At 44.5% G+C, this 16,720-nt stretch carries 16 protein-coding genes; all 16 read right to left on the bottom strand.

The window, feature by feature from the left end; all coding sequences use genetic code 11:
• Positions 1-9: 9 nt before the first annotated feature.
• Positions 10-504 carry a flagellar basal body-associated FliL family protein gene (locus ACSFC1_RS03030; RefSeq protein WP_435564651.1) on the bottom strand — a complete coding sequence of 165 codons (495 nt, stop codon included), beginning with the start codon at positions 502-504 and terminating at the stop codon, positions 10-12.
• An 8-nt stretch (positions 505-512) separates the two neighbouring features.
• Entirely contained in the window at positions 513-1,382 is an 870-nt protein-coding gene (locus tag ACSFC1_RS03025; RefSeq protein ID WP_435564650.1) for a flagellar motor protein MotB, read from the bottom strand.
• Positions 1,382-2,170 carry a motility protein A gene (locus tag ACSFC1_RS03020; RefSeq protein ID WP_435564649.1) on the bottom strand — a complete coding sequence of 263 codons (789 nt, stop codon included), beginning with the start codon at positions 2,168-2,170 and terminating at the stop codon, positions 1,382-1,384. The genes ACSFC1_RS03025 and ACSFC1_RS03020 overlap by 1 nt, the downstream gene beginning before the upstream one ends.
• 15 nt (positions 2,171-2,185) lie before the next feature.
• Positions 2,186-2,398: a flagellar FlbD family protein gene (locus tag ACSFC1_RS03015; RefSeq protein ID WP_435564648.1), complete on the bottom strand. Its 213-nt coding sequence runs from the start codon at positions 2,396-2,398 to the stop codon at positions 2,186-2,188.
• 11 nt (positions 2,399-2,409) lie between these two features.
• Complete coding sequence (locus ACSFC1_RS03010) at positions 2,410-4,299, bottom strand: flagellar hook protein FlgE (protein ID WP_435564647.1); 1,890 nt, start codon at positions 4,297-4,299, stop codon at positions 2,410-2,412.
• Positions 4,296-4,964, bottom strand: a complete 669-nt coding sequence (locus ACSFC1_RS03005) for a flagellar hook assembly protein FlgD (RefSeq protein ID WP_435564646.1) — start codon at positions 4,962-4,964, stop codon at positions 4,296-4,298. Before ACSFC1_RS03005 ends, ACSFC1_RS03010 begins: the two co-directional genes overlap by 4 nt.
• Complete coding sequence (locus ACSFC1_RS03000; RefSeq protein WP_435564645.1) at positions 4,948-7,044, bottom strand: flagellar hook-length control protein FliK; 2,097 nt, start codon at positions 7,042-7,044, stop codon at positions 4,948-4,950. Before ACSFC1_RS03000 ends, ACSFC1_RS03005 begins: the two co-directional genes overlap by 17 nt.
• Positions 7,045-7,118: 74 nt before the next feature.
• Entirely contained in the window at positions 7,119-8,075 is a 957-nt protein-coding gene (locus ACSFC1_RS02995; RefSeq protein ID WP_435564644.1) for a hypothetical protein, read from the bottom strand.
• Between the two features lie 178 nt (positions 8,076-8,253).
• Positions 8,254-8,730 (bottom strand): pyridoxamine 5'-phosphate oxidase family protein, encoded by a 477-nt coding sequence (locus ACSFC1_RS02990; protein ID WP_435564643.1) that lies wholly within the window; start codon positions 8,728-8,730, stop codon positions 8,254-8,256.
• 78 nt (positions 8,731-8,808) lie between these two features.
• Positions 8,809-10,704, bottom strand: a complete 1,896-nt coding sequence (locus ACSFC1_RS02985) for a carboxypeptidase-like regulatory domain-containing protein (RefSeq protein ID WP_435564642.1) — start codon at positions 10,702-10,704, stop codon at positions 8,809-8,811.
• A 255-nt stretch (positions 10,705-10,959) separates the two neighbouring features.
• Positions 10,960-11,514 (bottom strand): hypothetical protein, encoded by a 555-nt coding sequence (locus tag ACSFC1_RS02980; RefSeq protein WP_435564641.1) that lies wholly within the window; start codon positions 11,512-11,514, stop codon positions 10,960-10,962.
• Positions 11,515-11,523: 9 nt separating this feature from the next.
• On the bottom strand, positions 11,524-12,429 hold the full coding sequence (locus ACSFC1_RS02975; protein ID WP_435564640.1) for a hypothetical protein: 906 nt from the start codon (positions 12,427-12,429) through the stop codon (positions 11,524-11,526).
• Between the two features lie 11 nt (positions 12,430-12,440).
• Positions 12,441-15,206, bottom strand: a complete 2,766-nt coding sequence (locus ACSFC1_RS02970) for a hypothetical protein (protein WP_435564639.1) — start codon at positions 15,204-15,206, stop codon at positions 12,441-12,443.
• A gap of 11 nt (positions 15,207-15,217) precedes the next feature.
• Positions 15,218-15,766, bottom strand: coding sequence for a YIP1 family protein (locus ACSFC1_RS02965; protein ID WP_435564638.1), 549 nt, complete (start codon positions 15,764-15,766; stop codon positions 15,218-15,220).
• Positions 15,767-15,775: 9 nt separating this feature from the next.
• Positions 15,776-16,345: a hypothetical protein gene (locus ACSFC1_RS02960; protein WP_435564637.1), complete on the bottom strand. Its 570-nt coding sequence runs from the start codon at positions 16,343-16,345 to the stop codon at positions 15,776-15,778.
• A 13-nt stretch (positions 16,346-16,358) separates the two neighbouring features.
• Positions 16,359-16,706, bottom strand: coding sequence for a hypothetical protein (locus ACSFC1_RS02955; RefSeq protein WP_435564636.1), 348 nt, complete (start codon positions 16,704-16,706; stop codon positions 16,359-16,361).
• Positions 16,707-16,720: the final 14 nt, after the last annotated feature.

The raw sequence follows: 16,720 nt of genomic DNA, 5'->3' as shown, positions 1-16,720 counted from the left end.
CATCACCCCTCATTCCACGGAACTGATGGCTTTTATGTACAGATAGACCCCTACAACACCCAATCTTTCCCTATCTCCAGTAAAGCCTGTTATTTCATTCACCATTGACCTTATCTGCTTTTTCAAAAGTTCTATGCCAGCAGCTGTGTTCAATTCTGACTTCTCCTTGCTCAGGAAGATCAACATAAGACCATCCATTATCTCATCGTTCTTACTCGCTATAGCAGCTCTACAAGAATCACTCGCCACAGTAAAGCTCAACGAATCTATAACCGCTACTTCCTTTCCGCCTTTGAGCATGAAGGTTGTGTAGGTGCCGGACTGTATGACAACTGCCTTTATCTCAACTGGAGTTACCACGGTAGGTTCTTGCTTCTTCGGACTCAAGTTCGTCCCAAGTAGCATCACCGTAGCTACGGTCGCACCAACCGCAACTACGGCAGGTACCAAGATCATCATCAACAGACCACTGATACCTTTTTTCTTTTTTTCTTCGTCTGCCATTGAATCACCTACTTTGCTCTCTCTCTCTTTATGAGTATATCAATTCTTCTGAACTGATTTCTCAGGGCTACTATTCGTGAGTTATATTCGTTGTTCAGTCGATTTACCACAGAGTTGTAAGTCGCTTGGTCTATCTCGTTCTGTTGGTACTTCAAAGTTGCCAGTTGTTTTTCTGAATCTATGTATTTCTGAAGTGCGTCTATTTCTTTTCTTATCGTCCAATCTCCCATTCCTATTGGGTAGAATCTCTGTTGATCGTAGAAATACTCTGGATCAAATCTGCCTGCTCTTATATCTGCCAGTCTTTCTATCGATCTGCGCTTTTTTAGTTCTTCTGTGAAAAACTGTACAACACTCGAAGCCCTCGCCGCACTCAAATGCCAGTTTGATGCATAGATAGAATCTTCTAAGACAGGCTGGTCGTCTGCGTAGCCATAGACTTGGAGCACATTGGTCGTGTGCTCAATCACGATCGAACCTATCCTTCCAAGCAGTTCTTTCGCTTCTACGGTTAGTTTCGCGCTCCCAGGAACGAAAAAAGCCATATCTTGCATTATGATGACAGTTCCTTCGTCTCTTTCCTCTATCGTTATCTTGCCTTTGTATTCCTCTGCGATCTTCATCAATTCTTGGTAAACACCACGTCGAGATGTTATCAAAGGCTCCTCTGCCAAACTTTTACCACCTGTTAGAATACTCGGTGGCATTCCCGTCAAAGCAGATCTCAACCCAACAACCACTTGCTGAAACTTCCCAGGGCTTATGGTAGACATTGCAAACAGCAAGACAAAGAAAGTGAGCAGCAATGTCACCATATCACCGTAGGTTGTCAGCCAGCTTCCCTTCGGTGCCTCAGGTTGCTTCTTCTTCCTGGGCATTAAGCCTTTGCCTCCGCGACAGCTGCTTCATAAGCAGTCTTCTCTTGGATGTTGAGGAAGGACTTGAGCTTTTCTTCCAAGACCCTTGGGTTTTCACCAGCTTGGATTGAAAGCACACCTTCGAGGATCATCTGTTTCTGCCTCAGGATCTTTGTAGCCCTTCGACCTATCTTCTCTCCCATTGGCAGAAAGACACTGTTAGAGAGTATTGAACCGTAGAAGGTCGTGATCAGAGCCACAGACATACCAGGTCCGAGTGTCTCTGGGTTGTTCAAAGTCTTCAGCATCGCTATCAACCCAATTAGAGTTCCGATCATCCCGTAAGCCGGTGCAAAGGCTCCTGCAGAGTCCATCAAGGCTTTTTCTGATGCAATGTCTTCCTCGATCAAATCCATCTCTGTCTCCATCATGTTTTTCAAAAGATCAGGATCGGTTCCATCGATCACAAGCTGAACAGCCTTTTTCATGAATGGATCGTCGATGTCGTTCAAATTCTCTTCCAAAGACAATAAGCCTTCGCGCCTTGCCTTCTCAGAGAAGGACACAAGTGTTCGTACAAGTCCTATGTTGTCGACCTTAGGTTCCTTGATCGTTGATAACATAACCTGAACGATCTTGAAACTCTTTTCCTTCGGGTGAGATGCTATGGTTGAAGCCAATGCACCTCCAACTGTTATGAACAGCGATGGCAAATTGTAGTAAGTCATCAACGACGATTGGTTTGAGATAATACCAAAGGCGATCATGCCGAAAGCCAAACCAATTCCAAGGATTGTCGATATGTCCATCCAATCACCTACCTGCTATCGAGGCAAGTATTTCAAAATATCTAACACAGGATATGCCTGCTTTTTGTATTCTATCACCTTTGAGACTACCTCCTCGACCTTCTCTTGAACGATGTACTTTCTGCCGTTGAAGAGTGTGATCGTCGTGTCAGGCAAAGCTTCTATTGATTCAATCATTTCAGCGTTCAAAACAAACTGTTTACCCCGCAGGTGCGTCAACCAGATCATTCACCCTCACCTTATCTTCTCAGAGCAACAAGTTCGCCAAGAATGGTGTCTGCCGTTGTTATGACCCTTGCGTTTGCCTGAAAGCCACGCTGTGCAATGATCATCTTGGTGAACTCCTCTGCCAAATCGACATTTGACATCTCAAGTGCTCCTGGTATCAATGTACCTCTTCCACCACTTCCTGCAGTTCCTATTTGGGCAAGTCCACTGTTTGGAGATACCACGTACAGAGAGTTGCCAAGATCGTTCAAGCCAGCCGGGTTATTGAAGACAGCCAAGGCTAACTGCCCTAAGATATCTGTTAAACCGTTGGTGAAGGTGCCGATGATTTCTCCGTTTTCATTTATCGCAAAAGACTGCAATGTTCCGAGTGCATTGCCGTTTTGATAGTTGAAAGCCGCTGAATTACTGCCTGAAAACTGAGTCAAAGAGGTGAAATCGATCGTCGCTTGAACGGTGCTGTCGCCCATGTGTGTTGCGTCAAACTTGATAGTTCTAAGCTCGGTATTACTTACTGAAAGCTTAGAACCATTCCAGGTAACACCGTACATCCCACTGATCCTACCAGACTCGTTGAAGTTTATAATTCCACCAACATATGAACCGGTCACATCGTTGTCATTTCCATTCGCGTCGATATAACTTATTGGTTCACCACTTGATGTATAAGCTCTCCAAAGCCATGCGTTTTGCATATTTCCGAACTGCCCAATTCTGGTGAACTCAAAGTACACCGAGTAGGGATTGCCCAGTGAATCGTACATCTGAATGGCTGTCACGTACTTTGGGCTTTCGTACTGCAAAGTTGAGAAATTCGAAGGATTGTCTGATTCATAGAAACGTGGTTCACCTGCCGTTGGTATCGAGATCGTGGCATCACCAGCAATTGTGATTTCATCACCTGCACTTGCGTTGCCAAAGATGACGAAATATCTTTGTCCTTGATCTATGTTTGTATTAGTTATTGTAAAATTTCCACCAGCTATTGTAACATTGCCTTCATGAACCACGTTCCCGTTCTCATCCTTCACAATCGTGTAGTAGGTGCCATCGGTTGGAACAGTGCTGAAATCTTCTTGAGTTAACTGATCATCATTAGCAGTCAGGTTTGATCTAAAGGCAGTTCCTGAACTTTCCACCCTACCAAACTCGTTGATCACTATGAAACCAGCCGCCTTCACCTTTCCATCCTCACCGTAGACATCCCAGGTGTAGCTCTGCGACTTTGAGAATGGATCAGCCTGCCTTACAAGATCACCTGATGTCTTGGAAAAGACAAACCTCACATCGTAATCGGTGTTGCTTGTAGTGTCTGTGATGTTCATCGAGAAGGGTATTGGACCAACCCTCGAATTGAGGTTTCCAGCGATTGATGCTGCAGTGGTTGCATTCGCCGGCATCGTCATACCCGCACTTATCGTTATATCGCCTATGGGTTGGTTTGAATCCACATACCGTGTCCCAGTGGTTGGATCTTGTATCGCTCTCCAGCCTTGAACCTTAAGACCTGTGGAACTCTGAATAAGAGTACCGTTAGAATCTACCGTCAAGGCACCGGCACGCGTGTAGAAATACTGGCTACCGTTACTCAGTACAAAGAAACCATCCCCTTCGATGGCAAGATCTGTTCCATTCCCGGTGTTTTGGAAAGAACCTTGGGTCATGATCTTGTCGATCGTTGCGAGCTGTGAACCAAGCCCAATTTGAATTGCATTCGTTCCACCTATGTTGTTCTGTGCGCTTCTTGAAGCCTTCAGAGTCTGAGACAACGCCGTTTGAAAGGTTACGCGAGAACCTTTGAAACCAATTGTGTTCACGTTGGCGATGTTGTTGCCGACTACATCGATCTCATACTGGAAATTTCTCATTCCAGCAACGCCGCTGAACATCGAGCGCATCATGTATTATCACCCTCCTCCATAATTTCAACGATCGAAGCGAGCGGGTATTCTCTGCCATTCACGTAGACGTAGATCTGATTGCCTCTGAACTTCACAGACTCTATCTTTCCTCCTTCAACACCACCTATCTCTGTTTCACTGCCATCGGAGTTTATCTTCGACACCGTGTAGGTGTAAGTGCCATCTGAAACAGGCAGACCACTGCTGTCTCTTGCATCCCACACATAGGCGTGCGCACCTGCATCAAGAGAGCTCGAGGTAGCTTCCCTTACAAGATTTCCGTTTGAATCGTAGATCCTCACAACAACAGGAGCCGCTTCGTCCAGCTCGAAAACAATGCTTTCTGCTGTTCCGCTCTTCACGGTTATTTGATTGACTTGCACAACGGCATATTTCCCTATCAAAGATGCCGCCTGAGCCTGAAGTGCACCTTCTTGAAGTGTGAGAAAGTCTTGGATCGATTTCGTCATGTTTGTTATCTGTTCAAGTGTAGAAAACTGCGTGAGCTGTGCTATGAAATCTTTGTTGTCCATTGGTTCGAGTGGGTTTTGGTTCTTCAACTGCGTGATGAGCAACAACAAGAAGGCGTCTTTGTCGAGTGTGTTGCTCGCCTTTCTTTGGGTTGTCGAATAAGTGGTGTAAGAATAGTCAATCGTGCTTATCATCTTCTTTCACCTCCTCTTGTTGCTTTTTGTGTCTTTTCTCTTGATTTTGTTCTTGCTCTTGCTGATCTCTGCTCAAATAGTCTTCTTCGGTTTTTGGCAAGGTCTTGACCTCAACCTGCTCGACCTTGAAACCGATTGTGTTCAGCCTAGAAATCAAATCTTTCGAGCTCTTTTCAAGCATCTCTTTTGCCTCGTCTGTGACAACCTTGAAAGTAATGACCAATTTTTCTTGTTGCTTGACCAACTCTATTTCAAGCTTTCCGAGATTCGGTGGCGACAGATCGACTACAGCCTTCTCAGTTGTTGTGTTGTGCATCTGTCTTATAGTGTCGACGATCGTCTGAAGATTTGAAGCTCTCTCTTGTTGCTCAACTCGAACCACGATTGAGTCTATGTCCTTTCTGAATTCTTGTTGTGTCTGAGTTACTTGCTGGTGCTCTGTTTCATAAGTCTTTCGAGCACTTCTGTTGTTGAGCAATTCTCTGACGTGCTCTGTTTGTTCGAGTCTTTCAGCTCGCGGCTGTTCGAATACCTGCGGTGTTTCCTTTTTCAAATCTCTTGCGATCTCAAGCTTGAAGTTCTCTATCTTGATGGGCTGTGAGGTCTTGAGTTGATCTGGGATCTCTCTTTTTATCTGTTTGAACTGGCTGAACTCACTGGTGCTGTCTTGAATCTGTAAGATTGCATTTTTCACAATCACCTGAGCCTGTTTGAAGGTGAGCCCGCCTTGTTGAGTCTGTTCAATTGATCGTTCATAAGACTGTTTGTTCGAAACTATGTTCTGTGCGAGTATTCCACTCTGCTTCACAGCTGAAGATACTTTTTCTTTTGTGTTCTGAATTGCTTGCGAAGCATTTTGTGGTTGGCTCATCAGATACTCGATGATCTCTCTGCTCAGCACAAGTCTTTGTTGACCTTGCAGAGATGCATCGATTGTTTTCTGTACGTTAGTAGTGTTTTTGGCGGTGCTTTGTGTGGCTATTTCTTTATCTGAGGTTGTGTTCAAAGTCTTCTTAAAGTCAGGCTTTTTAATCTCCCCTTGATACTGCTCTATGTTGATCGCTTTTGGTACATCTGTTTTCTCAGAGTTCTCAAGGTTAACTATCTGTGGCTCTGCCTTCACGAAGTCTTCTTGAACGATCTTTTGTGTGCTACTCTCAGGCATCTTGGATGATTGGGCGGTATTTTTCACACCTTTCACCGGTTCTGTTTTCTTGATATCTTCCTTTACAAGAGCGGTGTGCTGCACATTTGATCTTCCCACATTCACTGAGTTGTTCCAAGATGCTTTTTCTTGAACAGCACTCATTTGATCATTCTGAGACGACTTTTCTTGAACAATTCTTGCTTCCTTCACCGATAAACTCTGTGTGCTTGAACTGCTCTGAGTCGTCTTTTGATCTGTCGTTTTTGCGGTATTCAAGACACTTTTTGAGATCACATCAGTTTTGCTGTTCTGATCAACGATCTTTTCTTGCTCAACCTTTTGAAAAGCCGCCGAGGTGTTCTTCTCAGACTGAACTGTTTTAGGTGCTTTTATTTGCACAGCGGCTTGAAAGGATCTGCCGGTAACTGTTTCACCAACAGTCTTTTGTTGAGTCTGTGTGGTCTCTATAACAGGAATACTGAGCTTTTTGGATTCAGCCTGCGTGCTCTGTGATGGATTCTTTTGTACCAAACTCTGATCTTTGTTTTCACCTTCGCTCACTTTGACAAACTCTTTTTTCGCCGTGGGTAACTCGATAACTTGCTTTTGCAGCTCTTGTGGTCTTTGATCTTGTTGCTTCACTACTCTATCGACAAGTGCTTCTTTGCCTAAAGGTTCAGCAGACTCTTCATCGCTTTTTTCTTTGTTTATAAAGTTCACAGTCATTTGATCTGAAAGATTCTTCTGCTGGCTTTGAAAGGTTTCTGCAGCTTTTTGTTTTATATCGCTGTTTATCTCAATGTTTTTGTTTCCCTTTTCTTGAGCCGAGTTAGGCTGAGTTTGTTGTTGATTCGAGGTGTTTTCAACCTTCACGAAGTTGGCAGGCGGCAGTTGCCCATTCTGAGCCTTTGATTTCACGAGTTGAAGAATCACGGCAAAAGGCACACTCGAAGATGATTTAACTGCTTTCTTTTCAGCGAAATCACTGTTTGAAACCGGTTGGGTTGTTATAGGCTCACCCCCTTGAGCACGAGTTTTTGAAAGAGTAAAGGTTTCTGCTCTTTGATCTGTTTCAAGATCTCCTTGGATCTTTCTGAATCGAGAAAAGAGAGCATTACCATAACAGAATTTTCATCCAGTGAAAGCGAGTCGATCATCTGAAGGATTTCATCATTGGTGAATTCTTTCAGAGATTGAACTGAAAGCTCTCTTATCAAACCCGCATCGATCAAAGAAGACAGTTCATTAGTGAGCTGCTTTTGTCTTTGATCGAGCTGTTTTTCCTTTTCTCTCAAGTCGCCGATGATATTCTCTACAGATGCTATTTTGTTCATCACCTGTGCTGCTTTCGCTGTGTTGACCTTTCCAAGTTCGGTTAGCAGATCAGCTCTCAAATCAGATGAAAGATAAACAAGTGCAGCGGCAATCGAATCAACAGAGTACTCATCGCTGGCGAGCACTGGAGCTATCGCCGCAGGATCTGCGTTAGAAATTGTTTCGCTTATCTTCTTTATATCGTCTGGACTTTGAAGTCTTTTCAGCGCCGCTTCCACTTGAAGCATTTTATCTTCCCATTCCTTTCTCATCTTCAATACTGTCTGCCTCTCTGCTTCGACTACCTTCAATTGGTCTTGCGCTTGAACCATGGTCTTTCTCGCTTCATCAAGTATCTGCTGAGCCCTCAAAGCTGCGCTCCTTGATATCTCTTGGAAGTATTCTTGCGCGGTGAGTATCTGCAACGGTTCATACTTCACATACCTGTTCACAAAGGGGATCTTCGACATGAGAAAAGATATATAACTTCTCCAATCCTGTACGGGATTGAAAGAGAAACCTTTCAATCTGTTGTATTCGAACGCAAAATAACCATAGATGAGCACAGTAACGCCCACAAGGCTGGCTATCAATAAAATCTTCAAGAAGGCTTTCAGTCTGCCTTTCTTTTTTTCCTTCTTTTCTGCCAAAGATTATCCTCCTGCCTAATTTTTCTTCATCACCGTTAAATACTCCTAATCGATAGATTCTTTCTAACGACTGAACATGAGCGGCGAGAGAAAACGCGTAATAGGTAGTGAATTTGCCTTGAGATCTTGCCAGAAACAAAGAATGTCCAGAACAATCAACCACTTTTGCTGTTTTGGGTTAAAAAGAGAGATTTGCTTTACCTTGAAGGTGCTTTATCTGTATCTGTATTATCACCACTTGGTCTAAATATTTTTCAATGATCTTCTCTGCCTCGTCAAGATGCTGTGGACTGTATTTTCTTACTATCTTTCTCAGCGGCTCAACAGCTTGCTGACCGCACAGTATCCTTGCCATACCAAAGACAACTACACTCTTGTAAGCAGTTGAGAACTCCTTTGGTACCACGTGTGAACTGCCAACGACGGTGAAGCAGACTCTGTTAAAAGAATTTATACTTTCGATCTTGTGTCCTTCTTTCGCTGAATGAATGTAGATGAAACCATCTTCATAGACGTAGTTCACAGGCACACCGTATGGATAGTCACCGTCGAAGACGCAGAGAACCCCATACTCTGATTTTGACAGTATCTCCAGAGCTTTATCTTCACTCAGTGCCCGATCTTTCCTGCGTAGGGGTTTGAAGTTTTCATTCACTCAGCTCACCTCGAGATAAACTGTACCAAAAAAACAAGCCGCTGGAACATCCCTCCAGCGGCTTTTGAAAGCGCCACTTTACAATTCGTCTTCCCAGCTCAAATAAGGATAACCATCGTTCTTGCTTGCATTGATCTTCCATACATCTGTGAAATCCCAGTTTGTGTAAGTACTCTGATTCTTCATCTGGCTGGTCGTCTTTCCTTGTGCCGTTGACTCGTCACTACTTGTTTGTGCCAAATCTGTGTCCCAGAAACAATCTGTGACTTGAAGCGGTGTATCAGAGGAAAAATTGAACACAAATCCATAATCTGTCACCGCAACGGCTGCATAGCTGTACTTGATATCTGGCACAGAATCTGTTGTGTTCATCCAAACGAACCCAGCGGACTGAGTAGTAGTTCCCACTCTAACACCAGGTATCGTACCTTTCGCATAGCAATCCTTAATAGCCACTCTGTCTCCATGCGTCATGGTTAAAAAACCTGCCATCTCGGCTCCCAAGAGATTTTGAGCGATAGAGAATTTCGTATAGCACTGTTCTATCGTCATTTCATCGTTTATACCTGAAGTGTTTTCAGCAAAGCCACCGAACCCACCTATGGTTGGAGACTCCTCGTTGTCACCTGTGATAGAGCCTTCGAAACCACACTGGTAAAATCTGTGCAACGTCAAAGCTTCACCGAAGAAGCCTCCCGCTGTGAAACCGTTCTGCGGAATCTCTATGTCCGCTCCAACTACGCAGTTGACAAAGGAGATTCTGTTTGAATCAGCTATGTAACCAGCAAAGCCACCTATTCTGAGCATAGTCATGACCAATGTGTCTCTCTGTGCACTCAAAGAACCTGAGACAGAACAACTCTCGAAAGCATATTCAGCCAGATTCTCATCTTGTTCAGCCCAGCCAACGAAACCACCGACGTACGTTGCCGTGGCATTTTCTATCGTGCCTTCAAAGTGACAGTTTTGGAAGATGTTCGTGTCCGACTCTCCAGTAAAACCACCTAATTTTTCGGACTTACCAGTTATTTTGCTTGCCTCAACTCGACAGTTTTCAAATCTCGAAGTATTTGCTTCACCAACAAATCCTCCAACGCTGAAAGAAGGATTATCCTGCGGTGAATTCACGATCGCTTGAACAGAGCAATTTGTAAAGGTCGAAAATTCTGTAAATCCAACCAAACCACCTATGTATGAACCTTGAGATACTCTTGAATTGACTATCCCCACGTTGTCCACAAAGCTGTAATCGATCCTTCCAGCCAAGATGCCTGCGTCGGAGGCATCCGGACAGTCAACTTGTGCATTCTCCAACACAAGGTTGGTGATCGTTGCTTCGTTGACGTAGCCGAAAAGACCGGAAGTTTTCTCAGTAGACCCAGTGCTCGTCAAAACGACCATGTTCTTTATCGAAAAACCCATGCCGTTGTAGCTTCCATGGAACGGGATCGTTTCTGAACCTATGGGCTCCCAGTTTGCTTCGCTTGTACTGACCTTCGATTTCAAATCGTTCAAGTCCAAGTCTCTGATTTGTTTGTAGTACCTCGGTGTGGAATCACTGATGTAGTGTCTTACTTCGTCCAGCTGCCGCACGTTCACGATGATCCACGGATCGGTTGCAGTCCCGCTTCCACCAGCGAACTCTTCGTTCTCGGCGTACGCTGTGAAATCGATCGTCGAAGCACTCGAGACGCTCTTTGAAGGATTCACAGTTCCAGCAACCACGATGTAGTAATCTTTCTTCTGGGCTCTCACCGTGACTGAGCCAGTCAAACCACTGATCGTCCAGTTACCATTAGGATCGCTCGTTGCTGTCTTTGTTCCTGCGGTGATGGTGACTTCTTCAAGCGGTGTGCCGCTTGAAAGTTTCACCGTGCCTTGGATATCGTAAGGTGTTTCTACAAGAGGTGGGGAACAGTTGAACAAGAAAAATGAAACTGCTGCCAAAATCAACCATGTGCGCCATTTTCTCATGGCTCTTGCCTCCTCTCAGATTCGATGAACCTATTAACTTTTCACCTGCTGAACGAAGTTGAATAGATTGAACAGAAGAAGGCTGAGAGGGGAAGAGCTGACCTCGCAGTCGGCAGCTGTCCAACCTATAAAGATCTTACCATCTTTTCAGAACCTTCGAACGGCATCTTCACTGTCTCAATTACTTAGCAGATGAACTGTGATCTATATAAAATAGCTAACAACCAAGCAGACCTATGGCTTTCTCTGATAAATTCAAGTCTTGAAAAAGTTCGTCAAAAACAGATGCAAAAGCCTTATGCCACCTTCGGCGTAGATAGGTAGTTTCGCTGCAAAGGCAGAGTAATAGACCCACAAGGTTGCAAAAATTGAGCCAACCAAGAAACCAACAACCACATTCGCAACACGCGGTTTTTCCTTGAGCATGTTCACAGAGTTTGCTGCCGCGAAAGCACACACCACTAAGGCACTTGAAAGCAAAGGTGTCACCAAAGACCAACCAAGGACAAATCTCGAGATTAGCGAAACTGCTGCGAATGGAAAAAGATAAGCCATGCCAGTCTGAGCAGCTCTTTTGACAGCCTTCTTGCCATATTTGTCTCTCAGATCTCTGTTGAAAGGCTTCATAAAACTGCAGAGAAAGAAATGATACAAACCTCCAAAGAACAAACCAATAGAGACGCTCAAAACTACATTCAAAAGATCTATCTCTCTTGCAGGCTTAGAAAAGGCAACCAGCCCAAAGATTGCAAAAGACAGTGCTCTGATAAACCCTTTTGACCTACTGAACTTCAAGATGCTCTCTTTCAAAAAGATCACCTACCTCGGGGTGATATCTGGACATTTCATAGCCATTTCCAACTCCTGAATTTGATCTCTCACTGAGACAGCACTCACGAGAACTTCTTTCTCCAGGAACTGGAATCTGAGTACATCGTGAACAGAACAGTTCAGAAAGACAAGACTCAAAACTGCGAGGGTGTTTTCTTTCAGATTGAAAACTTCAGCGAGCGCTATTGACCGAACCAAAAGCATGTTGCGAGCTATGAGCTGTGCGGGTTGGGAAAGTTGTATCGAATCTTTCATCTCTATCAAGCCCTTCTCCTGAAGCTTAGAGAGCGGTTGTTTCAAATCAAAAGGTGCAACCTGCTTGTAATTGCTTTTGAGGATCTGAACGAAATCTGTCTTCAGAGGTTTCTCTATCTGGTCGGTTATCTTTTCAATTGTGAAGGCTTCAGTGGCAGAACTTTCTTTCAGATAGAGCTGTAAGGTGTCTTTTCTGTAAAGATCAACGAGCGCGAAGAAGGTGAAGAGTTCTTCCTTTGAAAAGGATTGTGCGAAATTGGTGATCTTCAGATTGGAACCACCGAACAGATCGATGAATTGGTATGTCAGCTTTTTCATATCCTCTGGAAAGCTGAAAAGAACCTCACCGGCATCGTTCTCTGCCAGCACCAGCTTTCCTTCTCTCCAATAGCTGTACTTCTCAACGAATAAATACCCACTCTGAATCAAAACCCTGCAACATCTTTCTGGCTCTGAGATCATGCGCAGGAACTCTTCTATGCCCGGCGCGAAGTTCCCGTTTTCAAAAAAGCCTTTTTTTGTCAGCGTAGATTGTTCATCGCCCTTAGGCTCAACCTTGATGTTCGCCAGAAGTCCTATCGCATTCTTTTTCTGAAAAATCTTTGAAAGATATCCTATTTCGTTCAAAGTCAATTTCATCTTTTCACCTCTCAATCACCCAAGATCACTGGCTTAACGGCAAATTCGCTCGTCAATGCCCCAGCAGTCTTCGCAGTCGTCTGTGCCGTCTCTCGAGCAAGTTTTCCAGCCACAAGGCGAGAGATATCCCTTCCGGTTGAAGATGTGAGTATCTTTGCGTTGCTCGGATTAGTCGGTATCTTGAGGTATGAAAGCTCTGGGTTCCACCAACTTCCACGGGTTGCCGTCACATCGTTGCCGTAACCTTTGAAGGCTGTTTTTGCAAGTGCTTCGAAGCTGTTGTCTATCGCTGATTCTACGAAGCTTTTTTTCGCACCTTCGAGACCCTCATCCACTAACCCCCCAAGGGTCGAACCAGCTGTCTTGAAGATGGCTTCTTTGAAAGGTGACATCTCTACAAAGTCGCTCGCGATATCTGTGCCTGTTTTGATCAAAGTACCAAAACCCAGATTCCCCTCTGCCGAAGCACTCGCAACACCTTTGGCTCCTTTGTAAACAGCTCTGACCATCTTTCCAGGAAAACCTGTGCAGTTCGCAAGACCGTCGATTGCATTGTCTGCAACGATCTGAGTCACCGTTGCCACTTTTTCAGCCGAATCGTACCAATCGGCATCCTTCATGTGCCTTTGATAATCTTCGCTCGAGTGATCCATCGTCTGGCCGATCTTGTCCTTCAGTTGGTCTCTGCTCACACCGTACTTTCGTTCCAAGCGTCTAATGTACGCCTCTTGTTTATCTTTTTTAGATTCTCCTGGCAGCTCTATCTTCGTTGGTTGCTGCATCTTTTCTCTCTGCGCCTCGACAAAGGCTTTATCTTTTGCCAAATTCGGCAAGACTACGTTGTTGTACAACTCAGCGTTGAAGATGTTGCCCGTTTCGGTGTTGTACCATTCATCGGTTTCTGGGTCATAGACTATCTGAACCTTTCTGCCGTAGATGTCCACGGGAACCTCCATCGTTACCTGTTCAGGCACTGGAGCCGGTGTTTCAGCTTGCGATTGATCTTGTGTGGGTTGTGGCTCGTATTCTGGTTCCGAAACTTCCTCGGTGTACTCTGGCTCGTACTCTGATTCTTCAACGGCTTCAACTTCTTGCTCACCCTCTGCGGCTCCTTCAGGCTGTGAAGCTTCGGCAGCTTCCTTTGCTGCAGCCCTTCTCGCGGCGCCTCTGCTCGCTCTCGTGTAATCTTGGAAAACTTCAGCAACTCCACCTGGCTTTGGCTTCAAAAGCTCTTGCAGTGCATAACCGATCACAGCCGCAAGCGGTGGAAACAAAAGCCCTGTTGCGGCTTGCTCTGCTGAGGAAGGCCCTGGAATGTTTCCTGCGCTACCAAATTTCTTGCTCATCGCGTAAGTGACGAAGTATGGAAGTTGTTCATAGATTCTCACTCCATCTCCGTTTATCACATAGTCGTTGACATCTGTTCCGAGATGGGGATCGTCTATTCTCACATACCTTGCGCTCCCGGAGATCGTCACACCTGGTGTCAAGCCAGGTCTCGTCTTGAAGGTCAAGAAAACCGTTGCATTAGTCACACCCACTATGAACTTGTTCACAACGGGCATCTTTGTGAAATCAAAACTCAAGTTAAAGGTGCAAGTCAGACTGTCTTTTTTTCTTTCCGTTATCTGACACAACTGAGAAAAAGGAAAGACCTCCGTGTACTCTGCTTGAACCTTTCTACCGGTTTGCTCCTCAAGCAGTTCAACAACCTGTCTTAGATCTATCCTTCCAACCAACTCTACGTAGTCCGTATGGTCGATCAAAGCAACTTCAAAGTTTTTCACGTCTAAGGCTTTTTTCTCGGAAGCACCCATCAACGTTCTGACCCTCGTCACAAAAAAGTTGATCTTGTAGGTTCCTGTAAAATCAAAAGGTGGATCGTAAGGAAAGAGTTTCAGGGCAAAGATTGGTTTTCCATCGGATTTGTAATTCAAGGCAGATTCGTCTGAAATCTTTATCGTGTAAGTTCCTGCAGGTAGAACAACGTTGGGGCTGAAAAAGATCACACCGTTTTCTTTGTCCAAATCACTCACAAAATATGGTCCAAAGGCTTTCGAGGCTTTATCGACTATCACTATGTTCGTCTGTGGGAGGTCTTTTGGATAATCTACCAAATCTATAGCAACCTTCTCGACAAAAGAAGACTCGTTCAACGTGAACTCAATGGGTTTGGGTTGAGTGACCTTTGACTGTTGTGTGGTGCTTGTTTGAGCACTCTGTTTGTCCAAAAGTGCTGGTTCGCCCTGAACCTGGGCAGATTGATCTTTGAGCTCTTCTGCTTTGGCTTCTTTCCAAGCTTCGTAGTCATAGCCGGTCAAGAGCACCACAGGTTCAGAACTCAGAAGATCTCTCTCTAAACTCTGCGGATTTGAAAATCTCAAGGTGTACTTTCCCTTTTTCAGCACAACTTCACCAGGTGGCAAAAAGACAAAGTGGTCTTTTTCCACCGATTGTGATTGAGTTATCTCATAAGATCTGCCCTTTGCGTCTATTATAGAGACCTTTTGAGTTGAACTACAGATCACGTGGATCGATTTGAGAACAACATCGGATGAAAGATCGAAAGAAACGCTGTCCTTGATTGGTTGATCTTGCTTGATAAACGTCCTCAGAAGATCGGTTGTCCCCTCATAGCCGACGATCAAAAGTTGCCTGTCCTCTACTTCTTCTTGGCAAACAGTCCAACTGCCACTCTTGAAAATGACTTTTTCATAAGATTTTGCGGCAAGGATCATCACAGTTATCATCAAAAGAACTACAGTCAAGTTTCTCAAGATCTCACCCCTTAAAGATTACCCAGATAGTACCAACTGAGAAGAACGATCACACCAAAGATCGTTGCCAGAAAAACAGAGAGTGCGGTCTTGCCTCCACTTAGCTGACGAATCGTCCCCATCAGGGTGCCCATAGACCAAACCACACCAGAAGTCCCAAATACCACAGAAGTCCTCCAGTTTAAAAGCACAGAAAAGATCATTCCAAAAAGCGTATAGACAAGCAGACTACTGTATGATAGACACATCGCGCTTATAGTCTCTTTGAAAGAAACCTTCGATCGAGCGATCTTCAAGAATATCCAGACAAGAGCACCCAGAAGAGGTACAAACAACGCGCCGTACAGAACACCTGCACCAGTGATGGTGTAGACAAAGTTCATTGGCTTTTGCCCCGTTTTGAAGAGATCCAAGCCAGTTTGCATGAAGAAAAGTCCAAAGCCAAGAGCTGGGATGAGCAGCGAAAAGAACAAGCTTGCATCCTTCAGACGAGTTTCTATGAAAGCACTGGGATTGAACATCATCGGTAAGATGGAACTGAAAGCCGCACGATTTTTCATTCGCCTCACCTACTTCAGAAGAGGGACTTTACATCTCTTGCAAAAATCATTGTGGATATCATTGAGGGTAAGACATGCTATACACAAAATCTTTGAATCTTTTGATTTGTCGTACTTCTCGTAATAGGAAAAGCCCTTGTGATGTCTAACTCTTTCACCAACTTGGTAATAATCGTAGATGGTGCTGTTATCTCGCATTCTGTGTGTGAAAGTCTTCCCATCATCCCTCATGATCTTGAGTGTGTAAAGCATGTACTGTCTGCGCCTGATCTTGTTTCCAGATCGCACGTTCTCCACCTTTTGCTCTGCCTTCTTGTCTAACACAACGCCATCCCAAGTGGTGTCTTTTCTCCTTTTGAGATCTTGTGCAAAGGCTATAAGAAGGAACATTCCACCGATGCCAAGACCGTATAAAAAGCCTTGTAGAAGAGTCAATTCTCTGGTACTTTGAGCGTAGATCACAAAGCCTATCACAGCGACGACTGCGAGTATAGACGCAAAGATATAAGCCCACTTAGCCGAAGCTTTTCTGTACTTCTCATACGCTGGATCGCTGATCTTTTCTGAAAATCCTACCATACTATTCCCCCTCTCAAGAATGGATTTGAACGAAGTTGACGCCAAAAACCTGCCTGAGGATCTCGATGGCTCTGTGTGCAATTCCTGTTGTTCTGAAGTTTCCAAAGATAACTCTGTTGTTGGTGCATATCTCAACCTCTCGTGGTGGATTACCATAAACGGAAACACTTCTTATCTGATCTAAAGGTATGGAAAAACTCTGATCTTCTTGTTCAAGACATTTGAATTGAATCTCACTGCTCTTTATGTTCACTTGGTAAAGTTGATTCTTGAAAAAGCTCAGCCGTAAAGACACCCTGAAAGATTTGCGAACTGTCGACAAATCGCCACCTTCTTGCCAATACTGTAAGGCATTTTTCAAAGATATTTCCTGTC

It is taken from the genome of Pseudothermotoga sp. U03pept, from assembly GCF_051235805.1.
GTDB lineage: Bacteria > Thermotogota > Thermotogae > Thermotogales > DSM-5069 > Pseudothermotoga_B.
This window is presented reverse-complemented; position numbering and strand designations above follow the sequence as displayed.

What these genes read in the sequence shown, in the direction of transcription:
- ACSFC1_RS03030 (WP_435564651.1), bottom strand. Translation starts at nt 504, where the DNA reads ATGGCAGACGAAGAAAAAAAGAAAAAAGGTATCAGTGGTCTGTTGATG.
- ACSFC1_RS03025 (WP_435564650.1), bottom strand. Translation starts at nt 1,382, where the DNA reads ATGCCCAGGAAGAAGAAGCAACCTGAGGCACCGAAGGGAAGCTGGCTG.
- ACSFC1_RS03020 (WP_435564649.1), bottom strand. Translation starts at nt 2,170, where the DNA reads ATGGACATATCGACAATCCTTGGAATTGGTTTGGCTTTCGGCATGATC.
- ACSFC1_RS03015 (WP_435564648.1), bottom strand. Translation starts at nt 2,398, where the DNA reads ATGATCTGGTTGACGCACCTGCGGGGTAAACAGTTTGTTTTGAACGCT.
- ACSFC1_RS03010 (WP_435564647.1), bottom strand. Translation starts at nt 4,299, where the DNA reads ATGATGCGCTCGATGTTCAGCGGCGTTGCTGGAATGAGAAATTTCCAG.
- ACSFC1_RS03005 (WP_435564646.1), bottom strand. Translation starts at nt 4,964, where the DNA reads ATGATAAGCACGATTGACTATTCTTACACCACTTATTCGACAACCCAA.
- ACSFC1_RS02985 (WP_435564642.1), bottom strand. Translation starts at nt 10,704, where the DNA reads ATGAGAAAATGGCGCACATGGTTGATTTTGGCAGCAGTTTCATTTTTC.
- ACSFC1_RS02975 (WP_435564640.1), bottom strand. Translation starts at nt 12,429, where the DNA reads ATGAAATTGACTTTGAACGAAATAGGATATCTTTCAAAGATTTTTCAG.
- ACSFC1_RS02965 (WP_435564638.1), bottom strand. Translation starts at nt 15,766, where the DNA reads ATGAAAAATCGTGCGGCTTTCAGTTCCATCTTACCGATGATGTTCAAT.
- ACSFC1_RS02960 (WP_435564637.1), bottom strand. Translation starts at nt 16,345, where the DNA reads ATGGTAGGATTTTCAGAAAAGATCAGCGATCCAGCGTATGAGAAGTAC.